Annotated in this window: 21 protein-coding genes; 9 read left to right on the top strand and 12 right to left on the bottom strand. The window is 36.2% G+C overall.

Annotated features, from left to right (window positions below):
* Nucleotides 1-27 precede the first annotated feature (27 nt).
* Complete coding sequence (locus C1634_RS13280) at nt 28-852, bottom strand: CvfB family protein (protein ID WP_109738564.1); 825 nt, start codon at nt 850-852, stop codon at nt 28-30.
* A gap of 137 nt (nt 853-989) precedes the next feature.
* On the opposite strand from C1634_RS13280, the gene C1634_RS13275 reads away from it, so the two are divergent.
* Entirely contained in the window at nt 990-1436 is a 447-nt protein-coding gene (locus C1634_RS13275; RefSeq protein ID WP_103233210.1) for a hypothetical protein, read from the top strand.
* A 38-nt stretch (nt 1437-1474) separates the two neighbouring features.
* Here C1634_RS13275 and C1634_RS13270 read toward each other — a convergent pair whose 3' ends face one another.
* The 6 genes from C1634_RS13270 to recQ form a co-directional block, all read right to left on the bottom strand.
* The gene (locus C1634_RS13270; RefSeq protein WP_103233211.1) at nt 1475-2341 is read right to left on the bottom strand and encodes a DUF4476 domain-containing protein; all 867 of its coding nucleotides are present in this window, start codon (nt 2339-2341) and stop codon (nt 1475-1477) included.
* A 120-nt stretch (nt 2342-2461) separates the two neighbouring features.
* Nucleotides 2462-3865, bottom strand: a complete 1404-nt coding sequence (gene lpdA, locus C1634_RS13265; RefSeq protein ID WP_103233212.1) for a dihydrolipoyl dehydrogenase — start codon at nt 3863-3865, stop codon at nt 2462-2464.
* Between the two features lie 130 nt (nt 3866-3995).
* Nucleotides 3996-4382, bottom strand: a complete 387-nt coding sequence (locus C1634_RS13260; protein WP_103233213.1) for a cupin domain-containing protein — start codon at nt 4380-4382, stop codon at nt 3996-3998.
* Nucleotides 4383-4432: 50 nt separating this feature from the next.
* Complete coding sequence (locus C1634_RS13255; protein ID WP_103233214.1) at nt 4433-4777, bottom strand: hypothetical protein; 345 nt, start codon at nt 4775-4777, stop codon at nt 4433-4435.
* A 68-nt stretch (nt 4778-4845) separates the two neighbouring features.
* On the bottom strand, nt 4846-5925 hold the full coding sequence (locus C1634_RS13250) for a glycosyltransferase (RefSeq protein WP_109738563.1): 1080 nt from the start codon (nt 5923-5925) through the stop codon (nt 4846-4848).
* Between the two features lie 192 nt (nt 5926-6117).
* Entirely contained in the window at nt 6118-8322 is a 2205-nt protein-coding gene (recQ, locus tag C1634_RS13245) for a DNA helicase RecQ (protein ID WP_109738562.1), read from the bottom strand.
* Between the two features lie 157 nt (nt 8323-8479).
* On the opposite strand from recQ, the gene C1634_RS13240 reads away from it, so the two are divergent.
* From C1634_RS13240 to C1634_RS13215, 6 genes are all read left to right on the top strand, one after another.
* Complete coding sequence (locus C1634_RS13240; protein ID WP_103233982.1) at nt 8480-9439, top strand: KpsF/GutQ family sugar-phosphate isomerase; 960 nt, start codon at nt 8480-8482, stop codon at nt 9437-9439.
* 10 nt (nt 9440-9449) lie between these two features.
* Nucleotides 9450-10013: a Crp/Fnr family transcriptional regulator gene (locus C1634_RS13235; protein WP_103233983.1), complete on the top strand. Its 564-nt coding sequence runs from the start codon at nt 9450-9452 to the stop codon at nt 10011-10013.
* Between the two features lie 98 nt (nt 10014-10111).
* Nucleotides 10112-10798: a type 1 glutamine amidotransferase domain-containing protein gene (locus C1634_RS13230; protein WP_109738561.1), complete on the top strand. Its 687-nt coding sequence runs from the start codon at nt 10112-10114 to the stop codon at nt 10796-10798.
* A 219-nt stretch (nt 10799-11017) separates the two neighbouring features.
* The gene (gene tatC, locus C1634_RS13225; protein ID WP_103233985.1) at nt 11018-11845 is read left to right on the top strand and encodes a twin-arginine translocase subunit TatC; all 828 of its coding nucleotides are present in this window, start codon (nt 11018-11020) and stop codon (nt 11843-11845) included.
* A gap of 140 nt (nt 11846-11985) precedes the next feature.
* Nucleotides 11986-13617 carry a M1 family metallopeptidase gene (locus tag C1634_RS13220; protein WP_109738560.1) on the top strand — a complete coding sequence of 544 codons (1632 nt, stop codon included), beginning with the start codon at nt 11986-11988 and terminating at the stop codon, nt 13615-13617.
* A gap of 134 nt (nt 13618-13751) precedes the next feature.
* Nucleotides 13752-15608 carry a M61 family metallopeptidase gene (locus tag C1634_RS13215; protein WP_103233987.1) on the top strand — a complete coding sequence of 619 codons (1857 nt, stop codon included), beginning with the start codon at nt 13752-13754 and terminating at the stop codon, nt 15606-15608.
* Nucleotides 15609-15734: 126 nt separating this feature from the next.
* On the opposite strand, the gene C1634_RS13210 is transcribed toward C1634_RS13215, so the two are convergent.
* From C1634_RS13210 to pepE, 4 genes are all read right to left on the bottom strand, one after another.
* Nucleotides 15735-16910: a sensor histidine kinase gene (locus C1634_RS13210; protein WP_109738559.1), complete on the bottom strand. Its 1176-nt coding sequence runs from the start codon at nt 16908-16910 to the stop codon at nt 15735-15737.
* Between the two features lie 7 nt (nt 16911-16917).
* Nucleotides 16918-18291, bottom strand: a complete 1374-nt coding sequence (gene dacB, locus C1634_RS13205; protein ID WP_109738558.1) for a D-alanyl-D-alanine carboxypeptidase/D-alanyl-D-alanine endopeptidase — start codon at nt 18289-18291, stop codon at nt 16918-16920.
* 103 nt (nt 18292-18394) lie between these two features.
* Complete coding sequence (locus C1634_RS13200) at nt 18395-19261, bottom strand: hypothetical protein (RefSeq protein ID WP_103234670.1); 867 nt, start codon at nt 19259-19261, stop codon at nt 18395-18397.
* A complete protein-coding gene (gene pepE, locus C1634_RS13195) occupies nt 19258-19953 on the bottom strand; it encodes a dipeptidase PepE (RefSeq protein WP_109738557.1) in 696 nt (231 codons plus the stop codon). Before pepE ends, C1634_RS13200 begins: the two co-directional genes overlap by 4 nt.
* A 195-nt stretch (nt 19954-20148) precedes the next feature.
* Here pepE and C1634_RS13190 point away from each other — a divergent pair, with 195 nt between their 5' ends.
* Nucleotides 20149-20685, top strand: coding sequence for a tetratricopeptide repeat protein (locus tag C1634_RS13190; protein WP_228410071.1), 537 nt, complete (start codon nt 20149-20151; stop codon nt 20683-20685).
* Between the two features lie 128 nt (nt 20686-20813).
* Here C1634_RS13190 and C1634_RS13185 read toward each other — a convergent pair whose 3' ends face one another.
* Nucleotides 20814-21302 (bottom strand): YdeI/OmpD-associated family protein, encoded by a 489-nt coding sequence (locus tag C1634_RS13185; protein ID WP_109738556.1) that lies wholly within the window; start codon nt 21300-21302, stop codon nt 20814-20816.
* Between the two features lie 241 nt (nt 21303-21543).
* On the opposite strand from C1634_RS13185, the gene fsa reads away from it, so the two are divergent.
* A complete protein-coding gene (fsa, locus tag C1634_RS13180; RefSeq protein WP_103234673.1) occupies nt 21544-22197 on the top strand; it encodes a fructose-6-phosphate aldolase in 654 nt (217 codons plus the stop codon).
* Nucleotides 22198-22241 lie beyond the last annotated feature (44 nt).

Genomic DNA, 22241 nt, shown 5'->3' with positions numbered 1-22241 from the left:
AGCAGAAATTTCTGCTCGTTTTTTATTTTATAATAATTTGATCTTATCTTCCAAAATATCGATCACCTTATCTCTATATAGTCCGCCGATCGCCTTTTTGAAGTTTTTCTTACTCATCTGAAGTTCGGCCTGAATATCCTCAGGAGAAGATTTATCTGAAACATACAGAAGTCCATAATTTTCTTCCAGCTTGTTCAGGATTTTCTGCTTGAACTCGTCAATATTTTCAAACCCTTCCGGCTGTAAGGAAATATCTATTTTTCCGTCCTCACGTATGGTTTTGATATACCCGCTTTCTTCCGATAACGGATATAGCTTTTTGAAAACATCTGAAGCGTATATCAAACCAATGTACTGTTTATTGATGATAACGTTCCAGCCCAGCTCACTTTCATTCATCATGATCAGGTCTACTTTATCTCCTTTTTTGAACTCAAGATCGTCGTACTGTGGATTTCTCTTGAATTTTGTAGTTCCTGTGATCAGCTCCATATCTTCATCTACATACAAATAAACCAGATACCTTTTTCCTTCTATAATTTTGGTTTTCTGCTGTTTGTAAGGGATAAATAAATCTTTAATGATTCCCCAATCCATAAATGCTCCGCTTGGAAGACTTTGTACGCAGCTCATTACTGCAAATTCTCCTACTTCCGCCAATGGAATTTCAGTAGTTGCCTTCAATTTATCATCATCCTGATATACAAAAACTTCAACCTCCTCGCCTATTTCTTTTTCATTCTGAATGAAAATTTTAGGCAGAAAAGCTCTTTCACCGGATTCGTCCGCAAGGAACCATCCTGAATTAATTTTTTCTGAAATTGTTAAAGTTTGAGTTTTTCCGAGTTGCATTGATGATAAAATTAGCTGACAAAGGTACGGAAATTTGAAGATGCCAACCTAGTTAATGCCGTTATAATTCTTTTAAAGAATTATTTTCATTTTTCATAAAGACCGTAAAACCCTTACATTTGAACAAAAAAATAATCATGAAAAAGTATTTCATCTTACCTCTGCTCTTTTCGGTTATCTTTTCAAACGCTCAGTTGCTTGAGAAAACGGCACTCAATATTTCTTACCGATACACAGGAAGAAACGTTCTGCAGGCAGGATTAGAATACAGATTTGGCGAAAGCTATGATGGATCTATTATTTTGGGACCTTCCTTACTTTACACCCGTGTCAATCAGACGGACAAATTCATTCCGGAGGTGAATATTAATTTTATCCGCGCCGGACTATTATTTGGAGTATCAGGTAATCCGTATTCATTGGAACCAAGAATAGGATTTTCGATATTTAATGCCATCTTTCTCAATACAGGATACGCTTTCCCTATTCATAAAGAAAAGTATTTTAAAGGAGTAACTTTTGGAATACAATTCAACATTACACCGAAATATTCAAAGTTTTATGACAAAATGAAACTTATGTAAAAAAATAAAACGGGCTAAAAGCCCGTTCCTATTCAATACTATAATTTAGAAATATAATCCATCAGTTCCCGTTTGCTGCTTTCAAAATCAAAGGCATCATAGACCATAAAATATTTGTTTTTATCAACACAACTTCGGTACATTGATTTTGCTAATGCCAGCTTTTTATCATCAAAACTGATCGCTTTTACAAGATCCCTGATCTGTGCGGAAGTGAACATAGAAGTCCGCATCTGCTGATTGATCATGGCAACCTTCCCATCGTCAAACTTCTCATTCCTCATCAGCATATCAAAAAACTGACGGAAAGAATTATTATCCATTACATTTCCCTGATGAGACCAGTCTCCTGACTGATTTCCGTACGGATTATTCCATACATCATTCCAGTCATTAAAGCCATACTGGCCCTGAACAGGATAAGAATCCAGAAGATACAAACCTTCATTGGTGAAGAAATCGAGTACCATTCTGTTGTTATTACGAAGCATCAAAGTGGTTCTGTAGATCAGAAAACCATTCTCGTAGATGGAGATAGGCATTCTTCCTGAAGACAGATCAAAGAATCTGTATTTTCCGGAGCCGTTTGCCATCATCTGATCACCAACCTCAACTGTAAAAAATCCCTGTTCAGGAATTCTCAGAAAAACTTCGGCATACCCGTAATTTCTGTTCCATTGATAATTAGGGTTTTTTATTCTGTTTTCATTTCTGTTTCTCTGAGGAATCGGAGTATTTCCTGATCTTGACTGATCAAAAGTTCTATTTTTTTCATCCGGGCTTTTAGAAACTCTCATTTCTGTGGTAGAAGCTTCATTCTTTAATAATTCTCCTGCTTTTCCTGCTTCCTGGGCAAATGAGCTGATCCCTGCCAAAAGCATCCAACTGATAAAAATCTTTTTCATCTATGAAATTTTCAAAATCTATCTCCATTTTCATGCCATAAATGGCGCAAAAAAGGCTGTCTCAAAAGAAACAGCCTTTTATTTTTAAATATTTTAAATGATTAAATCTTTAATCAGATATTACATATGGATTGGTCTTTTTCCCGTAGCATCCAATGCAGCTTCTTTAATTGCTTCTGCATACGTTGGGTGAGCGTGAGAACTTCTTGCGATATCTTCAGCACTTGCACGGAATTCCATAGCAATTACACCTTCAGCAACTAAATCTGCAGCTCTTGCTCCAATCATGTGGAAACCAAGAACTTCATCCGTTTTTTCGTCAGCGATGATTTTCACCAAACCGTCGATATCGCCACTTGCACGGCTTCTTCCTAAAGCTCTCATTGGGAAAGACCCAACTTTGTAAGCTATCCCTTCTTCTTTCAATTGCTCTTCAGTTTTACCAACTCCAGCAACTTCTGGCCACGTGTAAACCACTCCAGGAATTAAATTATAATTGATGTGAGGTTTTTGTCCAGCCAAAGTTTCAGCAACGAAAACTCCTTCTTCTTCAGCTTTGTGAGCCAACATTGCTCCTTTAATTACATCACCAATTGCATAAATGTTTGCAACATTGGTCTGTAAATGATCATTTGTTTTTACTCTTCCTCTTTCGTCAAGTTCTACACCTGCTTTCTCCAGTCCAAGACCGTCTGTATAAGGTTTTCTACCTACAGAAACCAAACAGTAGTCTCCTTCTACTACTACTTCTTCTCCTTTTTTGTCTTTTGCAGTTACTTTTACTGTATCTCCATTTCTTTCCACTGCAGAAACTGCTGTAGAAAGCATGAATTTCATACCTTGTTTCTTCAGAACTTTAGTCAATTCTTTGCTTAAAGCTCCATCCATTGTAGGGATGATTTTATCCATAAACTCAACAACAGTAACCTGAGCTCCAAGTCTCAAATAAACTGAACCTAATTCAAGACCGATTACTCCACCACCGATTACTACTAAATGCTTAGGAATTTCTTTTAAATTTAAAGCTTCCGTAGAAGTGATCACTCTTTCTTTATCTAAAGTGATGAAAGGTAAAGATGAAGGTTTAGAACCTGTTGCAATGATTGTATATTTAGAATCAATGGTTTCAGTAGAACCATCATTTTTAGTCACTTTAATCTGAGTAGCAGATTCAAAACTTCCAAGACCTTCAAAAACAGTAATTTTGTTTTTGTCCATCAAAAAGTTGATTCCTTTTGTAGTCTGCTCTACTACTTCATTTTTTCTCGCAATCATTCTTGCGATATCTGCTTGCGGCTCATTGATGATAATTCCATGACCTGCAAAATTGTGTTTTGCATTTTCGAAATGTTCAGAGCTGTCAAGAAGTGCTTTTGACGGAATACATCCAACGTTAAGACAAGTTCCGCCTAAAGTTGAATATTTTTCAATAATTGCTGTTTTGAAACCTAACTGTGCTGCACGGATTGCAGCAACATAACCACCGGGACCAGAACCTATTACGGTAACATCGAATTGACTCATGTTATTGTATGAATTTGTTTATTATTATCTATCTTAATTCTCACAAATTTACATATAAATTACCAAGCACCAAAGTGAGTTTTATCAATTTTAAAAATGATAATTATATGCTTTAGTTTTATGAAAAGTATTATTTTATGAACTTGATATTTTCTTCATTCCCCTCTTTCAGATAAATTGCGGTGAAGACAAGTGGCTTTTCGGCTGAGGCATTATCAAAATGAAGAATTTTTACATTTTTGGGCTCATAAAAAGCATCACCTTCATGAAGTACCACTTTCTGTTGTCCTTCTATCTGAAAAACAGCTTCTCCTGATTTTATCATTCCTAAAACGGGACAAGGGTGCAGATGTTCGGGAGCTCCCTGACCTGCCGCCATTGTTATTTCCTGAATTTCTGCAGATGTAATGGTCTGATCAATAGTCGTTTTTAATAATTCTTTTCTGGAGATCGTCTTCTGCTGAGCTACTATTACAACAGAGTTCAGTATCAAAATAGCAGTTATAAATGGTTTCATTGATATGATATTTAATTTTACTGTTTTTCTTATTAAATCAGCATCAACTATTACAAATTCAATTTTCCTTGCCCAAATTCACCCGTGCTTTCAAAAAATGACCCTCCGTACACATACCATTCAAGGTTTTCCAAATATTCCACTGCATTTTCCGGGGTTATCTGTAAACGATCTTTTTTCGAAACAATTCCTTTGTACCATCTTCCTGATTTTGAAAAACTTTCATATTCAACAAAATAACGAATCCATATTCTTTGACACAACTTACACTGTTGAATGGTTACTTCTCCATATCTTCCGTTAGTATGATCTATACCCAGTTCTGAACTTCTATATTCTGTATAATTGGAATCTGGTTTTTCACAAGAACATCCTATTTTGGGAATTTTATTCATTGACATTTATTTTATACGGGTCCAAATCTAAGAAAATAAAACCCCATAAGACAAATAATAGGGCAATACTACTTCATTAAATCCAGCAAAACCTGCTCATATTTGTCTAATATAATATTCTTCGAAAACCTGGATTTAATCGAGTTTTTTATAGCATCCCGATTGTAATTGCTGTGTAGCACTCTTACAATCTGCTGGGCAAAACCATCATAGTTTTCAATATTTGAAACTTCGCCGTTTATATTGTGCTGGATAATCTCATTAATCCCGCCCGGACAGTTATTGGCCAGAGAATAAATACCACATGCGCCTGCTTCCAGAAGGACATTTGGAAATCCTTCATACCTTGAAGAAAGGACAAATAAATCTGCATATTTCAGGTATTGATAAGGATTTTCCTGTCTTCCGTGGAAGATGACTTTTTTTAGTCCCAAAATTTCTTTCGTCTGAAGCAGAAGGTCTTTGTCTTTTCCATCGCCTAAAATATGAAGCATAATATTTTCATTTTTCAGTCTTGAAAAAACTTTCAACAGGTTATCAAATCCTTTTCTGGATGATAAATTACCAATTGCTACGACGTTCTTATAGTTGTATTTGAAGCATTCAGGCTTTAAGGATAATGCCATTTTATCTTCAATGAAATCAAAGTCTACAGGATTATTGATCTTAACAATTCTTTTCTTTTTAATATTAAAATTATCAACAAGATCATTCATCATATCATCACTTTGAGCAATGATTCTCTGATAGTTATTGTAAAAATTATAGAAAAATTTAATTTCTTTCCGGGTGACATGCTGCGTCACCACATTGGTTTCGCGGGCAATGAATTTTGTTCTTGGAAAAAGCTTTATAAATAGGGACAAATAAGCATTTACTTCCCCAAAACCGGAGAATACAATATCGGGTTTTCTTCTGTATATTTCTCCTAAAATCGGCTTTAATGAATGCCTTATTCTTTCCGTATTGATGTCGATAATTTCAACGTCTTTTTTTAGAAAATCCAGATATCCGCCTTGTTTACGTAACAGCAAAATCTTGGGTTCAAACCGATCTCTGGAGAGATGATTCGCTATAGTAGTAACAATTCTTTCTGCTCCCCCGGTTTCTAAGTCCGGCAGAATAAATATGACAGATATCTTTTTCATCACTGTAAAGTTAGTAAAAAGTTTGGTTATTTTTAAAGTGGAGCCAGTGTATATTGATACTTATTAACAGAAATTAACTAAGCTTTAAAATCGGAATTTATTTTGTATTCATTCTCAACATAACAAACGGACAAAAATGCATTAAGCCCTTCAATCGAAGGGCTTAATGCATTTTTTATTATAATGAAATGTTTAATTCGCTACGTCACTGATAAACTTTATTCTCAGCATCCTCACTTCCTCATCAGACAATTCATCCCCAAACTCGTCCAGCAATACTTTCATGCTGTCACTTTCAGATTCGTTCATAAATTCCATGAAGCCGTCTACGATATCTTCGTCAAAATTATCTTCAATATAATAGTCGATATTCAGTTTGGTTCCCTGATAGACAATTCTTTCCATTTCTTTCAGAAGCTCATCCATAGAAAGGTTTTTAGCTCTTGCTATATCTTCAAGGTCGATCTTTTTATCGGTACTCTGTATAATGAAAACTTTATGGCTCGATTTGTTGGCCACCTGCTTCAATACCATATCCTGAGTACGTTCTATATTATTATCTTCTACATATGTTTTGATGTAATCCGCAAATTCTTTACCGTACTTTTTGGCTTTTCCTTCTCCTACTCCATAAATTTTAGTGATCTCATCTACTGTAATCGGATATTGAACCGTCATATCCTCCAAACTAGGATCCATAAATACAGTATACGGTGGAATCCCATGTTTCTTGGCTACTTTCTTTCTAAGTTCCTTTAACAAGTTAAAAAGTTTTTGATCCAAACCTCCCCCGGCTTGCTGCTGTATCTGATCGCTCTCCGCTTTTGCCTGCGTAAGATCAAATTCTTTGTCTTCAGCAATTAAAAAGAGATCTTTAGATTTTCCATTCAGAACAGTTTTTGCTTTTTCTGTAAGCTTTAAAACACCATAGGTTTCGATATCTTTCTGTAAAAAGTTCTGAACAGTAGCTTGTCTAAGGATTGTTTTCCAATAATTATCTTTTTCATCTTTTCCAAAACCAAAATGAGAAGTTTGCTCTAGTTTGTAAGACTTCGTCACTGCAGTTTCTTTTCCTACGATGACAGAAATCAGATCTTTGGATTTGAATTTTTCTCCTGTATCATTGATCAGTTCAAGCGCTTTTTTCAAGTCAGCAGTTGCATCCTTTAATTTTGGCGGATTGGAAGAGTTGTCACACATATTGGCTCCATCTCCTTTTACCGGATCAAAAGTTTCTCCAAAATAATACAGAATATATTGTCTTCTGCTCATAGAAGTTTCGGCATAGCCTACCACTTCATTCAAAAGTTGTAATCCGATTTCTCTTTCAGAAACAGGTTTTTGTGCCAGGAATTTTTCTAATTTCTCAATATCTTTCGGATCGTAGAATGCCAGACAATGGCCTTCACCACCATCTCTTCCTGCCCTTCCGGTTTCCTGATAGTAGCTTTCCAGTGATTTTGGAAAATCGTAGTGGATCACAAAACGGACATCCGGTTTATCAATTCCCATCCCAAAGGCAATGGTTGCCACAATTACGTCCACGTCCTCCATCAGAAACTTATCCTGATTGGTCACCCTGACTTTCTGATCAAGACCGGCGTGGTAAGGAAGTGCATTGATGCCGTTTACCTGCAGAAGCTGGGCAAATTCTTCAACTTTTCTTCGGCTCAGGCAATATACAATCCCTGATTTCCCTTTATGCTGATTGATAAATTTAACAATTTCCCTGTCTACGTTGATTTTCGGACATACTTCATAATATAGATTAGGACGATTGAAACTTTCCTTAAATACCAATGCATTCGTCATTCCCAACGTTTTCTGGATATCATCCTGAACCTTAGGAGTGGCAGTAGCTGTCAAAGCAATCACTGGTACATTGGCAATTTTGTCTATAATCTGTTTCAGATTTCTGTATTCTGGTCTGAAATCATGTCCCCACTCTGAAATACAGTGGGCTTCATCAATAGCAAAGAAAGAAATTTTCACATCTTTCAAAAATTCCAGGTAATCATCTTTAATCAATGATTCAGGAGCTACATACAGAAGTTTGGTTTTGCCGCTTTTGATATCGTCAAAAACCTGTTTGGTCTGCGTTTTGTTCAATGATGAATTCAATACATGTGCTACCCCGTCTTCAGATGAAAGGCCGTTCACTGCATCTACCTGATTTTTCATCAACGCTATTAAGGGCGAAACAACTATTGCTGTGCCTTCCGAAATCAGTGCCGGAAGTTGATAACATAATGATTTTCCACCTCCTGTAGGCATTAAAACAAATATATCCTTCCCATTCAATAGGTTCTCTATAATTTGTTCCTGCTGGCCCTTAAATGTAGAAAACCCAAAATACTTTTTCAATTCGCCTGATAAATTGGCTTTTTTTGCGCTCATCTAATTTTCTATTGCTAAATTTGCAACTCACCCAAAGTTATAAAAATTCTGCTTAAAATAAAAGCGAACGAATTTATAAAAATAAAATTTATATTAAATATTCTTTTTAAAATATAACGTTTTTTAAGAACTTTTTTGTATACCTTATTATCGTAAAATGGATAGAACCAACATTATATCAATTGCAAAAAGCACTTTAGAGATAGAGATTTCTGAGCTCGAAAAATTAAAAAATAGAATTGACGATCAATTTGCCCAGGCAGTAGAAATCATCCATTCAGCAAAAGGAAAGCTCATCGTAGTAGGAATAGGAAAATCTGCCCATGTAGGTAACAAAATTGTAGCTACATTGAATTCAACAGGTACTCCTTCTCAATTTTTGCATGCTTCAGAAGCAATCCATGGGGATCTTGGGGTTATTCAGAAGCAGGATGTTGTCCTATGTATTTCCAATTCTGGAAATTCTCCCGAAATCGCCAATCTGGTTCCTTATTTAAAAGGTTATTCTTCAGCTTTGATCGGAATGACCGGAAATAAAACCAGCAAACTGGCTGAATTCTCTGAAGTTATCTTAGATACTCATGTGGATGTTGAAGCGTGCCCAAATAAACTGGCTCCTACCAGCTCTACCACAATTCAGATGGCATTGGGAGATGCTTTGGCTGTTGCTTTAATGGAACTGAATAATTTCAAGGCCAATGATTTTGCCAAATTCCATCCGGGAGGAAGCTTAGGAAAAAACCTGACCTCTACCGTAGAACAGTTCCTTTCTTCTCAAAAGCCTCAGGTTGCAGAAGATGCTTCGATAAGGGATGTCATCATCTCGATCAGTGCTTCAAGCCACGGAATCACAGTGGTAACCAATGGAGATCAGATCATCGGGGTCATCACAGATGGAGATTTGAGAAGAATGCTGATGAAAGGAGAAGACATCAATAAAGTTTTGGCTAAAGATATTATGTCTTCCCATCCAAGAACGATTGAAAAGGAAGCTCTTGCCAAAGAAGCCATGAAAGTTCTGAAAGAAAATAATATCGGCCAGCTGATTGTAACGGAAAACGGAACGTATTTCGGAATCATTGATCTGCATAAGCTACTGGATGAAGGAATAAATTAATACTGATGATATGAGCCATTTTCTACATGCACATATCCGGGAAATCGTGGACCTTACAGATGATGATTTTGAGGTTATACAAAAGTTTTTCACAAAAAAGAGGTTCCGGAAAAGACAATTTCTGATACAGGAACATCAACCTGTGCATGAAATTTTTCTTATAGAGAAAGGCGTTCTTAAAAGCAGTACTATAGATAATACAGGAAAAGAACACATTCTTCAGTTCGCAGCACCCAACTGGTGGATTTCAGATTTTGCCGGCTTTTTTAAGCAGGAAACCTCATCACTGGCAGTGGAATGCATTGAAGATTCTGAAGTGTATGCAGTATCTTATGAAGATTTAAATATTCTTTGTTCAAAAATGCCAGCAATGGAACATTTTTTCAGGATAAAGTCAAATTTCGGGTATGTAGCCCTACAGCAGAGAATTCTTTCATTGCTGAGTAAGTCTGCAAAAGAACGTTATGAAGATTTTATACAACAATATCCAGGTTTTATAGACCATATCCCCAAGCAGCTTATTGCAAGCTATCTGGGAGTTTCCAGAGAGACATTAAGCAGACTATATTCTTAAGATGTGACCTAGGTCACATCTTTTTTTTGAGGTATGTCCTTATAAGGATAAGTTTAAAAGTCCAATCTTTGTATTATAATTTTTAATAATAAATACCAATGAAAAAGAAAGCATTAATTGTAGTAACAAGTGTGGAAAAATATCCTAATATGGAAAGAGCAACAGGCCTTTGGCTGGGTGAAGCTGTTCATTTTTATGAAAAGTTACATGAGAAAGACTATGAGATTGATTTTGTAAGTCCAAAAGGCGGCTATACACCATTAGATCCTATTTCACTACAAATGTTTGTACAACCTGTAGACTGGAAATACTATGGTGATAATATTTTCAGAGAAAAAATGGCTAATACTTTAAAGCCAGAAGAGATCAACCCTAAAGATTATGGGGTTATTTATTATACAGGAGGTCATGGGGTTGTATGGGATTTCCCTGACAATAAGGAATTACAGGAAATTGCCCGCAGTATTTATGAAGATGGAGGAATTGTATCCTCAGTATGCCACGGAGCTGTAGGACTTTTTAATATAAAGCTTTCCAATGGAGAACATCTGATTAATGGAAAAACACTTACTGGTTTTTCAAACTCAGAGGAAATTGCTGCAGAATTGGCCGACCACATGCCTTATCTAACAGAAGACGTATTGAAAAGTAAGGGGGCACATTATGTAAAAGCAGATCAGGATTTTATTCCTTTTGCTGTTTCTGATGGAAGACTTGTTACAGGACAAAACCCTCAATCAGGAGGTTCCGTAGCAGATAAAGTATTGGAAATGTTGGAAAAATAAGCCCCAGAATTAGAGATAAAAAATAGCTTGCAGCCTAAAATAATCATTTTGGGCTGCAAGATTTTGTATCCAAAAGTATCTTTAAGAATACGTCAACTGTCTGTAACATAAACTTGAACAAAATCATTGACAATAAATTCTAAATACTGATTATTATTTCATAATTTCGCACACTTAAACTGCTTGCCACAGGGCTGGCATTTTGACAGATTCTACTATATGGACAATAAAAAAGACATGTCCTTTCTTGGGCACATTGGAGAATTAAGAGGACACCTGGTCCGTTCGATTATTGCTATCATAATTGCGGCATTTGTAGTGGGCTTTAATATCAACTGGATTATGGACCACATCTTTTTTGGACCTACCAGAAATGATTTCCCTACATTCAGAATTGTTAATCATTTTTCAAGAATGATTTTGGGGAAAGATAGTATTCACCTTCCAAAAGAGTTCCCTGTGCGTGTACAGAGATTGTATCAGCAGTTCAATGTGATGATGGCAGTTTCTATTTTTGGAGGAATGGTGGCTGCATTTCCATATATTGTATGGGAGTTATGGCGTTTTATCGGCCCGGCTTTACATCCCAAAGAGAGAAAAAATTCTATTTATATCATCAACTCGGTATGGATGCTTTTCATGACCGGAGTATTATGCGGGTATTTTTTAATCCTTCCGTTTGCGGTTAATTTTGGGGTTATTTTTAAAATCTCAGACATTATCGTTCCGCTGTATGACTTAAGTGATTATACGACTCTATTTTTGCAGGTGGTTTTAGGTATGGGAATTATTTTCCTGTTCCCTATTCTTATCTATTTCCTTACCAGCATCGGAATTCTGACGCCTCAATTTATGAAAACCTATCGTCGTCATGCTATTGTTTTGATTATGGTAGTTGCTGCAATCATTACTCCGGCAGATGTTTTAAGTATGATAATGGCTGCATTACCACTGCTTGTCCTATATGAATTCAGTATTATGATGTGTACAGTCACCTATAAGAAAGCACAGAAAAACAACGGAAATCTTCCGGTAGTACAGAAATAACTAAAAAAATTATAACTTATACCTAAGCCCGGCAATGACCGGGCTTTTTGATGCCTTCCAAAAACTTATATTTAATTTGAGTTCCGGCATCTGCCTATTAATTTAATTTTATACTTTTGAAAAGTATTAATAAAATTGTAATGAAAAAATTATCATATACCCTCTTATTTGCATCTGGGATTGTCTTCGGGCAGTTCTTTGAGAAAGGTAAGACTTTCACCAAGCAGGATATTTTAAAAGGTTCCAATACTGAATTCAGGAATTTCTGGGATGTCAAAAAATATGATCTTTCTGTAGAGCCTGATTTTGAACAAAAAAGCGTTAAAGGAAATAATACAATCAGCTTTGAGATCATCAAAGATGTCACCAATCCTGTTTTCCAGATTGACCTTCAGCAGCCGATGAAAGCGGATAACATAGAAGCAAGCTTTCCTATCACAAATTACAAGCAAGATGGAGACTTTATTTTAATTACAGCCAATAAAAAATTCAAAAAAGGAGAAAAATATACTATCAACGTTCTTTATTCCGGAAAACCTACCATTGCTAAAAATGCTCCATGGGATGGAGGCTGGGTTTTCACTAAAGATAGAAACGGAAACCCATGGATGAGCGTTGCTGATGAAGGAATAGGTGCTTCAATCTGGCTTCCTACAAAGGATATCTGGAGTGACGAACCTGACAATGGCATCGTTATGAACATCATTACTCCCAGCAATCTTGTAGGGGTTGGAAACGGAAGACTTACCAACCAAAAGACAGAGGGGAATAAAACGACATACACATGGGAAGTAAAAAACCCGATCAATGCCTACTCTATTATTCCCAATATTGGTAAGTATGTGAATTTCAAGGATACTTATGAAGGAGAAAAAGGTAAACTTGATTTGGATTACTGGGTACTTGACTATAATCTGGATAAAGCAAAGAAACAGTTTCAGCAGGTAAAGCCTATGCTTTCTGCTTTTGAGTACTGGTTCGGACCTTATCCTTTCTATGAAGATTCTTATAAACTGGTTGATTCACCCTACTTAGGAATGGAACATCAAAGTAATGTTGCCTACGGAAACGGCTATCAGAATGGCTATCGTGGAAAAGATCTTTCCGGAACGGGAGTTGGGATGAAGTGGGACTATATCATCATTCATGAAAGTGGCCACGAGTGGTTTGCTAATAATATTACGGCAAAAGATCAGGCCGATATGTGGATTCATGAAAGTTTCACCATGTATTCTGAAGCTCTTTTCACAGAAAAATATCTGGATAAAAAATCGGCAGAAACTTATATAATAGGAATTAGAAATACTATTGATAACGACATCCCAATTATTGGACAGTATGGAGTAAGAAATGAGGGCAGTGGAGATATGTATCCAAAGGGAGCCAATATGCTTCACACGATAAGACAGGTGATCAATAATGATGAAAAATTCAGACAGATTCTGAGAGGACTCAACCAAGATTTTTACCATCAGACCGTTACCACCCAACAGATCGAAAAATATATTTCATCAAAATCAGGAATTGATTTCTCAACCGTTTTTGATCAGTATCTGAGAACAATAAAAATCCCAACCCTTGAGTATACTCAAAATGGTGATACGTTAAAGTTCCGATATACAGATGTAGTAAAAAACCTGAAATTACCTATCATCATTAACGGTGACCAGACTATCAATCCTACAGAAAACTGGCAGACCGTAAAGCTTAAAAAGAATACTCCTGTTGAGTTTAACCCCAATTATTATATTAATTTTTATAGCACTACATAAAGAAAAAGGCAAATTCGCGAATCAAGCAAATTTGCCTTTTTGCTTTTTAAGTTTAAAATTTTAAGAAAAGTTTAATACTTCTTCCGTAACAAAGTGACAAAAAAAGCAACTATTTAACTATTAATGTAAACCTAATGAGAAAAACAGTACTTAGTCTAGGTATTTTTGCTTCTTTTTTAGCAAATGCTCAGTCTATAAAAACAACCATTGATCTTGTCAATGTAAAAGATGATAAAGTAGCCGTTACCATGGATTTTCCGAAAATGAAATCCGGGGATATCAAATTTCATTTCCCCAAAACGGTTCCCGGTACTTATTCTATAGACGACTATGGAAGATTCATCGAAGGGATCAAATTTTACGATAATAAAGGAAAAGAACTTACTTATACCAAAGTAAATGATAATACCTATTCATTGAAAAATGCTCAGGGTCTTTCCAAAATCTCTTATCTTGTGAATGACAGCTTTGATGAAGAAAATGATACTTCAAAGCACAAAGCGGTATTTTCTCCGTCAGGAACTGACATTGAAGCAGGAAAAATATATATGATCAATACCCATGGGTTTATCGGATATATTGAAAATATGCAGGATGTTCCTTATCAGCTGGTAATTCAGAAACCAACTGACTTCTACGGAACAACAGCTTTGGTAGATCAGGATAAATCGGAATCTACAGATACCTATACCCTGGCCAACTATGCTAAGGTAACCGATTCTCCGTTAATGTACACAAAACCGGATTATATTACCTTCAATGCTGGAGGAATGGATCTTGTACTGGGTGTATATTCTCCAACAGGAAAATACAAAGCAGCAGACTTCAAAGAAAATCTGGAAAAAATGGTTGTCGCTCAGAAGAAATTCCTGGGGGATATGAATACCAATAAAAAGTATGCAATCATGCTTTATCTTTCCGGTGGTGACGGACCTAGAGTAAAAGGTTTCGGAGCTCTGGAACACCATGAATCTACAAGCGTAGTGCTTCCGGAAGTAATGCCGAAAGAGGCTATTGACAATACCATTACAGACGTAGTTTCTCACGAGTTTTTCCACACTGTAAATCCTCTGAAGACCCACTCTGAAGAGATCCACTATTTCGACTATGCAGATCCTAAAATGTCTCAGCACTTATGGATGTATGAAGGGGGTACAGAATATTTTGCCAATCTATTCCAGATTCAGGAAGGTTTGATCAATAAAGATCAGTTCCTTCAAAGAATGGCAGAAAAAATTGCTAATTCCAAGAGCTACGATGATACGATGCCGTTTACGGTAATGAGTAAGAACGTATTGGTGGAACCTTATAAGGACCAATACAGAAACGTTTATGAGAAAGGAGCTCTTTTGGCAATGTGTCTTGATATTGAGCTTAGAAAGCTTTCTAATGGAGAAATGGGATATCGTGATATGATCAGAAAATTGTCTCAAAGATTTGGAGAAAACAAACCTTTCAAAGATGATAAACTGATTGATGAATTGGTAACGGTAACCGGATATCCTCAGGTGAAAGATTTTTATAATCAATATATTGCAGGAAACCAGCCAACTCCTTATGCAAAATACCTAAGCATGGTAGGCATAGATATCAAAAAGCAGGAAAGCCAGCCCGTTTTCTGGTTTATCAAAGACCCGAACCAGACAGGTTTTGATGAGAAGAACAATGCATTTGCTTTTGACGACCATTCTGCCCTATCTCCATTTGCAAAAAGTATAGGATTTAAAATTACTGACCAGGTACTTGCTATAGATGGAAAAACAGTAGACATCAAAAAAGTACAGGACTTTATTGCTTATACAAGAACCATCAAAGACGGACAAGACGTTACGGTAACGATTTTAAGAGATAATGCCGGTAAGAAAGAGAAAATGAACCTGAAAGGAAAGGCTATTCTGGATAAAATGATATTGGAAACACCTTCATTTAAGGCGAATCCAACTCCGGAAGAACTGAAACTACAGACACAGTGGCTTACAGGTAAGAAATAAAGAGAAAAGCGGGGAAAATTTCCCCGCTTTTCTTTTTCTTCAAGTTGATCTTGTATTCTTAATATATTTAAACCTTATAGGTTTTAAAAACCTATAAGGTTTATTGTTTGTAAAACTAATTTGCAATTAAATATCCTCTCCTTTCCTTATTGTTATCCTAAAGGTACTTCCCTTTCCTACTTCGGTCTGGGAGATCTTGATATCGCCGTTATGATACTCATGAATTACTCTTCTTGCTAATGACAATCCCAATCCCCAACCTCTTTTTTTGGTAGAATATCCGGGATTGAAAGCATTTCTTGCCTGCTGCTTTGTCATTCCGCTTCCGTTATCCTTTACTTCGACCAGAATATTTTTGTTTCTTTCAAAAATTGACATGGTAATAGCGCCTTCACCTTTCATGGCATCTACAGCATTTTTTACCAGGTTTTCAATCACCCAGCTCATTAAAATTTTATTGTGAGGAACCAGGACGGTATAAGTAGGAAGATTCAGCGTAAAGTTGATTTTCCTGGAAATTCTGGTCTTTAAATAATCATAATTCTCCTGAATTGTTTTATTGAAATTTCTATCATTCAACTCAGGAACAGAACCTATTTTTGAGAATCTCTCAGAGATGGTTCTAAGCCTTTCAATATCTTTTTCAATCTCATGCACCCCCTCCGAATTCGGATCATCCAGCTTCATTATTTCTATCCAGCCAATCATGGAAGATAAAGGAGTTCCGATCTGATGGGCTGTTTCTTTAGCAAGACCTGCCCAAAGATAACCTTCATCTGTCTTTTTGATGGTCCTGAAAAACCAAAACGAAAAACCAAAATACAGCAGAATAAACAGTCCTAAAATATAAGGCGAATACTGAAGATTATTAAGCATACGCGAATTATCATAGTACACAAACTGATTATTTCCATCGGGTACTTTTATTTCAATAGGATCATAATTCTTCTCCATCTTCAGGATTACGTCCTGAAGCTTTTCAGGATCTTTTATGGTACTTTCAGGAATATTCCGGTAGTATCCAAGATCAAGAATCGGATTTTTATATTTATCTGTTACAATGAACGGAATGGTATTGTTGATATTAAGGATATCCGGCAGCAGATCCAGAACATCAGTATCCGGAGTTTTTACTTCCTGCTGTATTCTTATCGCTTTAGAAAGAAGGCTTATCCTTTTGATCTCCTCTTTTCTGAGAAAATTAATAAGCGATGTTGAAGCCGCTACAATGGCAATAACCAAAGTAGTCATAACAACAAAAATGATCCAGTTATTCAGCCTGGTGAGTATGGATTTTCTCAAAGGTATTTTATTTTAAAACATTCAGGATTTTCTGCAGCTCTGCGCTTCCACTTCCCTGATAGTTGTTGATAATAATCGAAAATACATATTTTTTACCATCTTTTGCAGTATGGTATCCTGCAAAAGATTTGGTATCTCTCATGGTTCCGCTTTTCATTTTCATTCCATTGTCCTGAGCCGGGAATCCATCGTAGTATGCTTCAAACCATGATTGCTTTTTAGCATATAAAAGAGCCTGCACTTCTGCTTTTGCCGCTACATAATTCTGTGGGGAAAGTCCGCTTCCGTCAGCAAAATTGATCATATTAGGATTGATTCCTTTTGATTTCCAGAACTCTTTCAGATAGGCCACTCCGCTTTTGAAACTTGGATTTCCCTTTTTCTCTTTCCCCAGGGTTTTAATAAATGTTTCTCCATACAGGTTAACACTTTTTCTCAGAAACCAGTACACCATTTTATCCAGCGTTGGAGATTGGTACGTCAGAATAATCGTATTTTTCGGAGCTTCTAAGGCTTTTTTTCCTTCTATTTCAAGTTGTGAATTGGTAACAGCTTTTCCTGAAAGTTCAATTCCTGATTCTTTCAGCCATTGTTTTACTTCTGCTGCCAGCTGTAAAGGAGGATTAGGGGTAGAACCGGAAACCATTACCGTTTTTCCCGCCGGAAGCATTCCGTTGATCAATGCAACATTTGAATGGGGAGCAGTGAAAATCAGACTCTGATCTGAACTTCCGCCCGTTTTCAGATCATTCAGCCATTGTACGCCTTCTAAAGGATAAGAAAAGTTTTTAAAATCTGTTCCGTTAATATTGATGTCAAACTGGTTTTCTTTCCAGTTGATTCCCCATACACCGGCTCCATAGTAATTTCCAAGGTCATCCCATGGCCAGCCACCCGGAATGGTTTGATGGTCAAAATAAGAATCATCAATGACCAGATCCCCGGATATTTTTGTAATCCCTGAATTTTTAATGGCATCCATCAGCTTCTTTTTAAAATTTTCAGGTTTATAAGCATCATATCTCCAGCTTCCCAATGTAGGATCTCCATTGGAACTAATGAACAGGTTTCCGCTAAGCGTTCCTCCTGATATATTCCCGGAATAGCTGGAAGTTGTTGTATAAGTATAATTCTTTCCTAACGTTTCCAAAGCAGCAGCAGCGGTAAAAATTTTCTGGGTAGAAGCTGTGGAGAGTCCTTTGCTTCCCTGATATTCGTATATAAAGTTGCCGTTTTCATCTGAAACATAAAATGATAAACTCGAAGAAACTGCCCCCGAAGAATCCATAAGATCTTTAGTTACTTTATCTAATTTCTGGGCCATATTCTGCGCAGCAACCATCTGTACAGAAAGTGTGAGAACAGCAAGTATTTTTTTCATTGCATTATTGTTTGGTTCTTAACTTCATTTATGTTTGGCGATTCTGCTTATCATGAAACTTTAAAGGTTGGAGCAGCTCTCGCCCATTTTTACTCAAAGATAGCTAAAAATGTATTTTTTCATATTCACGGAGGTCATGATGACTGAAAAGGATCTGATGGTCGGGAGATTTCTCGAATGACCGGTCATATTTAAAGTATTTCTCATAATCATCCTCGTCTGTAAAAATATCCAGCTGGCAGGATTTTATATAATTAGATTTTTCGCCGTAATCTTCTATAAAATATCCTGAATCACTCCAATGCTCCTGGTGACAGCGTAGACAGCTTTTTTGATGAACCGCTTTATGACCGCATATCTCACAATATTGCAAATTTTGAAATAATTCTGAAATCCGTTTCTCCTGATCTTCAGGAAATAAATGTAGTGGAACTTTTCTCAAAAGCAGATAATAGTTGGGCTCCTGCCAGGAAAAGCTATTCGCTTGAGTCTGATGATCAGCTTTTTTATTTTTAAATAAATGCAATCGTTGAAGATCATAATCAATTTCCGCTTTAGCAATATCCTTAATATTAAGAATTACCTTTTTCCCTACTTTAATATTCTGGTCATCATCAATATCAATAATTGATTTTCGATCCAGATAATGGTTCAGACACAAAGTAGTCTCCCAGGAATCCACCCCTCTTTTTTTACCTTCACTTCCACAGATCTCACAGGTTTTTACAGATAGATCTGTATATTTTGAAGTAATATCTTTGATAACTGCATTCAGTTCTGGATTCTCAGAATAGGTATAACAGCGCAGTTCACCGAATTTTTCTTTTCCGAAAACATCTTTTTCAAGATTCCAGCCTCCTATGGCAAATTCAAACAGCATTTGTTTGATGATATCGTTCCATCCGGTACTGTTTACAGAAAAATTTTTAAGATTATGTTCTACAAACCGGTCAATATCTTCCTGTTTCATGATAATGAGCTTCCACTCTCTATTTCGTAAGGCTCCTTCCCTTTTTCAAAAATCCTGGTCAGTTCGCTTCCCTCTACAGTAATTGAATGATCTGTTCTTCTGATCCAGTTTCCTTCTCTAAGTCCTACGACCTTGATATCATTCTGAGTAAGAAACTCCTGAATACGGGTTTCTCTGGTTTCTCCATTGTGTTTCAAATCCGGATTAGGATCAAGGTAATGAGGGTTGATATTGAAAGGGACCAATCCCATACACTCAAAACTTGGCGGATATACAATCGGCATATCGTTGGTAGTTTTCATATTCTGTCCTCCGATATTGCTTCCAGCACTACATCCAAGATATGCTTTCCCGTTCAATACATTTTCTTTTAATACAGACATCAGACCTTCTTCGTGTAATGTTTTAACCAATAAAAAAGTATTTCCACCTCCGGTAAAGTACCCTTTTGCCTGGTGTAGGCCTTCTATTTTATCTTCAAATTCATGAAGTCCTATTACTTTTATATTGATGGTTTCAAAGAAAGAACGTGCTTTTGCAGTATAGTCGTCGTGGGAAATTCCCCCTGGTCTTGCAAAAGGGATAAACACAATTTCGTCAATTCCTTTATATAGTTGGATTAATTCTTCTCTTAAATATTCCAGATATTCTCCACCAAAAATTGTGGATGTTGAGGCTAATATGATGTTCATACCACGAAATTATATTTATTATTAAAAAAGTGAATCACAAAGATAACCTCAAACAGTAACGAATCAAAAATTAATCTAAAAAAAACCTCAATCCCGTTAATATTTTCTAAAAAATCTTAAAGCCTCTAAAATTTATGCTTTTGTGGAATTATTATTGAATTTTAGATTATGAATTTAAAATATAAGATTATGAAAATGAGTAAAATTAATAGCAGAAACCTATTCTTAGGTTTAATATTAGCAGGAAGTGTAAGTCTTGTAAATGCACAAACGACTCAGCCGGAAACATCGGCTTCAACGAGTCAATCGGCCAACCCAACGATTGAAGGTCTTAAAAAACAAATTGAGGCCAATCCAAAGGATGCAGAATCATTAGCAAAATTGGCTAATGCCTATCAGGAAGCATCAGACTGGACCAATGCCATTGATACCTGGAAGAAAATATCCGTTTTATTACCAGACTGGGCACCTTCTTATTACAGCCAGGCCTATGTGTATCAGGCTTCAAAAGATGATGCCAATGCAAAAATTGCCTATGAAAAGTACATTGCGACTGTAAAACCTGAAGAAGTGGAGCAAAGTAAAAAGAATCTTGCCTATGCTTATTTCTATCTTGCCTTTTCAGAACAGCAAACTGATCCTAATAAAGCGAAAGAGCATATCGCCAAGTCAATACAGTATGACCCAACTAATCAAGATGCTGTAAAGCTTAGCAAAGCTTTAAATTCATAAAAAAAAGACCGGAAAAATTTCCGGTCTTTTTTATTATAAAAATATGACATGCAACATCTTGGTTCTTGACTCTTGATTCTTGCATCTTGGCTCTTGGCTCTTGCATCTTGGTTCTTAATTCTTTCCACCTACTCAATCCTCTTTCCATAAAAATCGGTTTCCCCATGCAGATGCTTCATTATTTTCTCAATATTCCGCTGGATACTCGCTTCTGTTTTTAGATTATTGATGTATCGAATCAGCTCATGTCTTCTTGATGGAATCAGGTTTTCGAAGTTTTTCGCTGCTAAAGCACTTCCTCTGATTGACTTTTCCAATTGGGGATGAATAGCAATACTTCTGTCGGAATCATCATATTCCAATACAACGTCTATAACTTCTCCGATTCTCTTCGGAGAATTTTTCAACATCGTCAGATTAATATACAACCTCCATTCACCCAGATATTTCATTAGGTTTTGTGTAAATTCCTTTTCATTTACAGTTCCTTTTACGGGAATCGGGCTTTTATTTTTCCTTGATTCTTCAAAAATCCTGTCCAAAATCTCTTCCGGAACAAATACAAAAGGGTTAATTCCTATGATGTCTAATGTGGCGGTGAAGCTGTTGTCTTTCATGGATAACAAATTTAAAAGCTAGAAGCTAAAATAACTATTTGATTTAAAATCAGCATAAAATTATTTTTTCATTCTCTAAGACGCTCTCATCCTCAAACACTCCCCCCCTTTGCTCCAAAACTCTCAAACTCTTCTACACTCAAACCTATTTACTCCAAAACCACGAACCTCGTAACTCAAAATTCATACTTCAGAACCCAATTAATTCCCTATCTTTGTATCAATAAATCTATTTATCAAAATGAAATTTTTTATTGACACAGCTAATTTAGAGCAAATCAAGGAAGCAAGAGACCTTGGAATTTTAGATGGTGTAACCACCAATCCTTCATTAATGGCAAAAGAAGGTATTCAGGGGGCTGAAGCAATCAAAAACCATTATAAAACGATCTGCGAGCTTGTAGATGGAGATATTTCTGCTGAAGTTCTTTCTACAACGTATGAAGAAATGATTAAAGAAGGAGACGAATTGGCCGCTATTCACCCAAATATCGTTGTAAAGATCCCTATGATCAAAGACGGTATCAAAGCTTTAAAATATTTTTCTGATAAAGGAATCAAAACGAACTGTACATTAATCTTCTCTGCTGGGCAGGCTCTTTTAGCAGCTAAAGCAGGAGCTAATTATGTTTCTCCATTCTTAGGAAGATTAGATGATATTTCTACAGACGGTCTGAACCTTATCGAAGAAATCAGATTGATTTTCGATAACTATATGTTCGAAACTGAGATCTTAGCAGCTTCTATCCGTCATTCTATGCACATCATCGATTGCGCTAAAATCGGAGCTGATGTAATTACATCTCCACTTCCTCCGATCTTGAGCTTATTGAAGCACCCATTAACAGACAGTGGTTTGGCTCAGTTTATTGCAGATTCTCAGAAATTAGCATAATAACTGACTCTTATTCAGATATAAAAATCCCGGAACTTTGTTTC

Source organism: Chryseobacterium viscerum (genome assembly GCF_002899945.2).
Taxonomy (GTDB): domain Bacteria; phylum Bacteroidota; class Bacteroidia; order Flavobacteriales; family Weeksellaceae; genus Chryseobacterium; species Chryseobacterium viscerum.
Note: the sequence above shows the minus strand (reverse complement) of the source record. Positions and strands in the feature narration are given on the sequence as shown.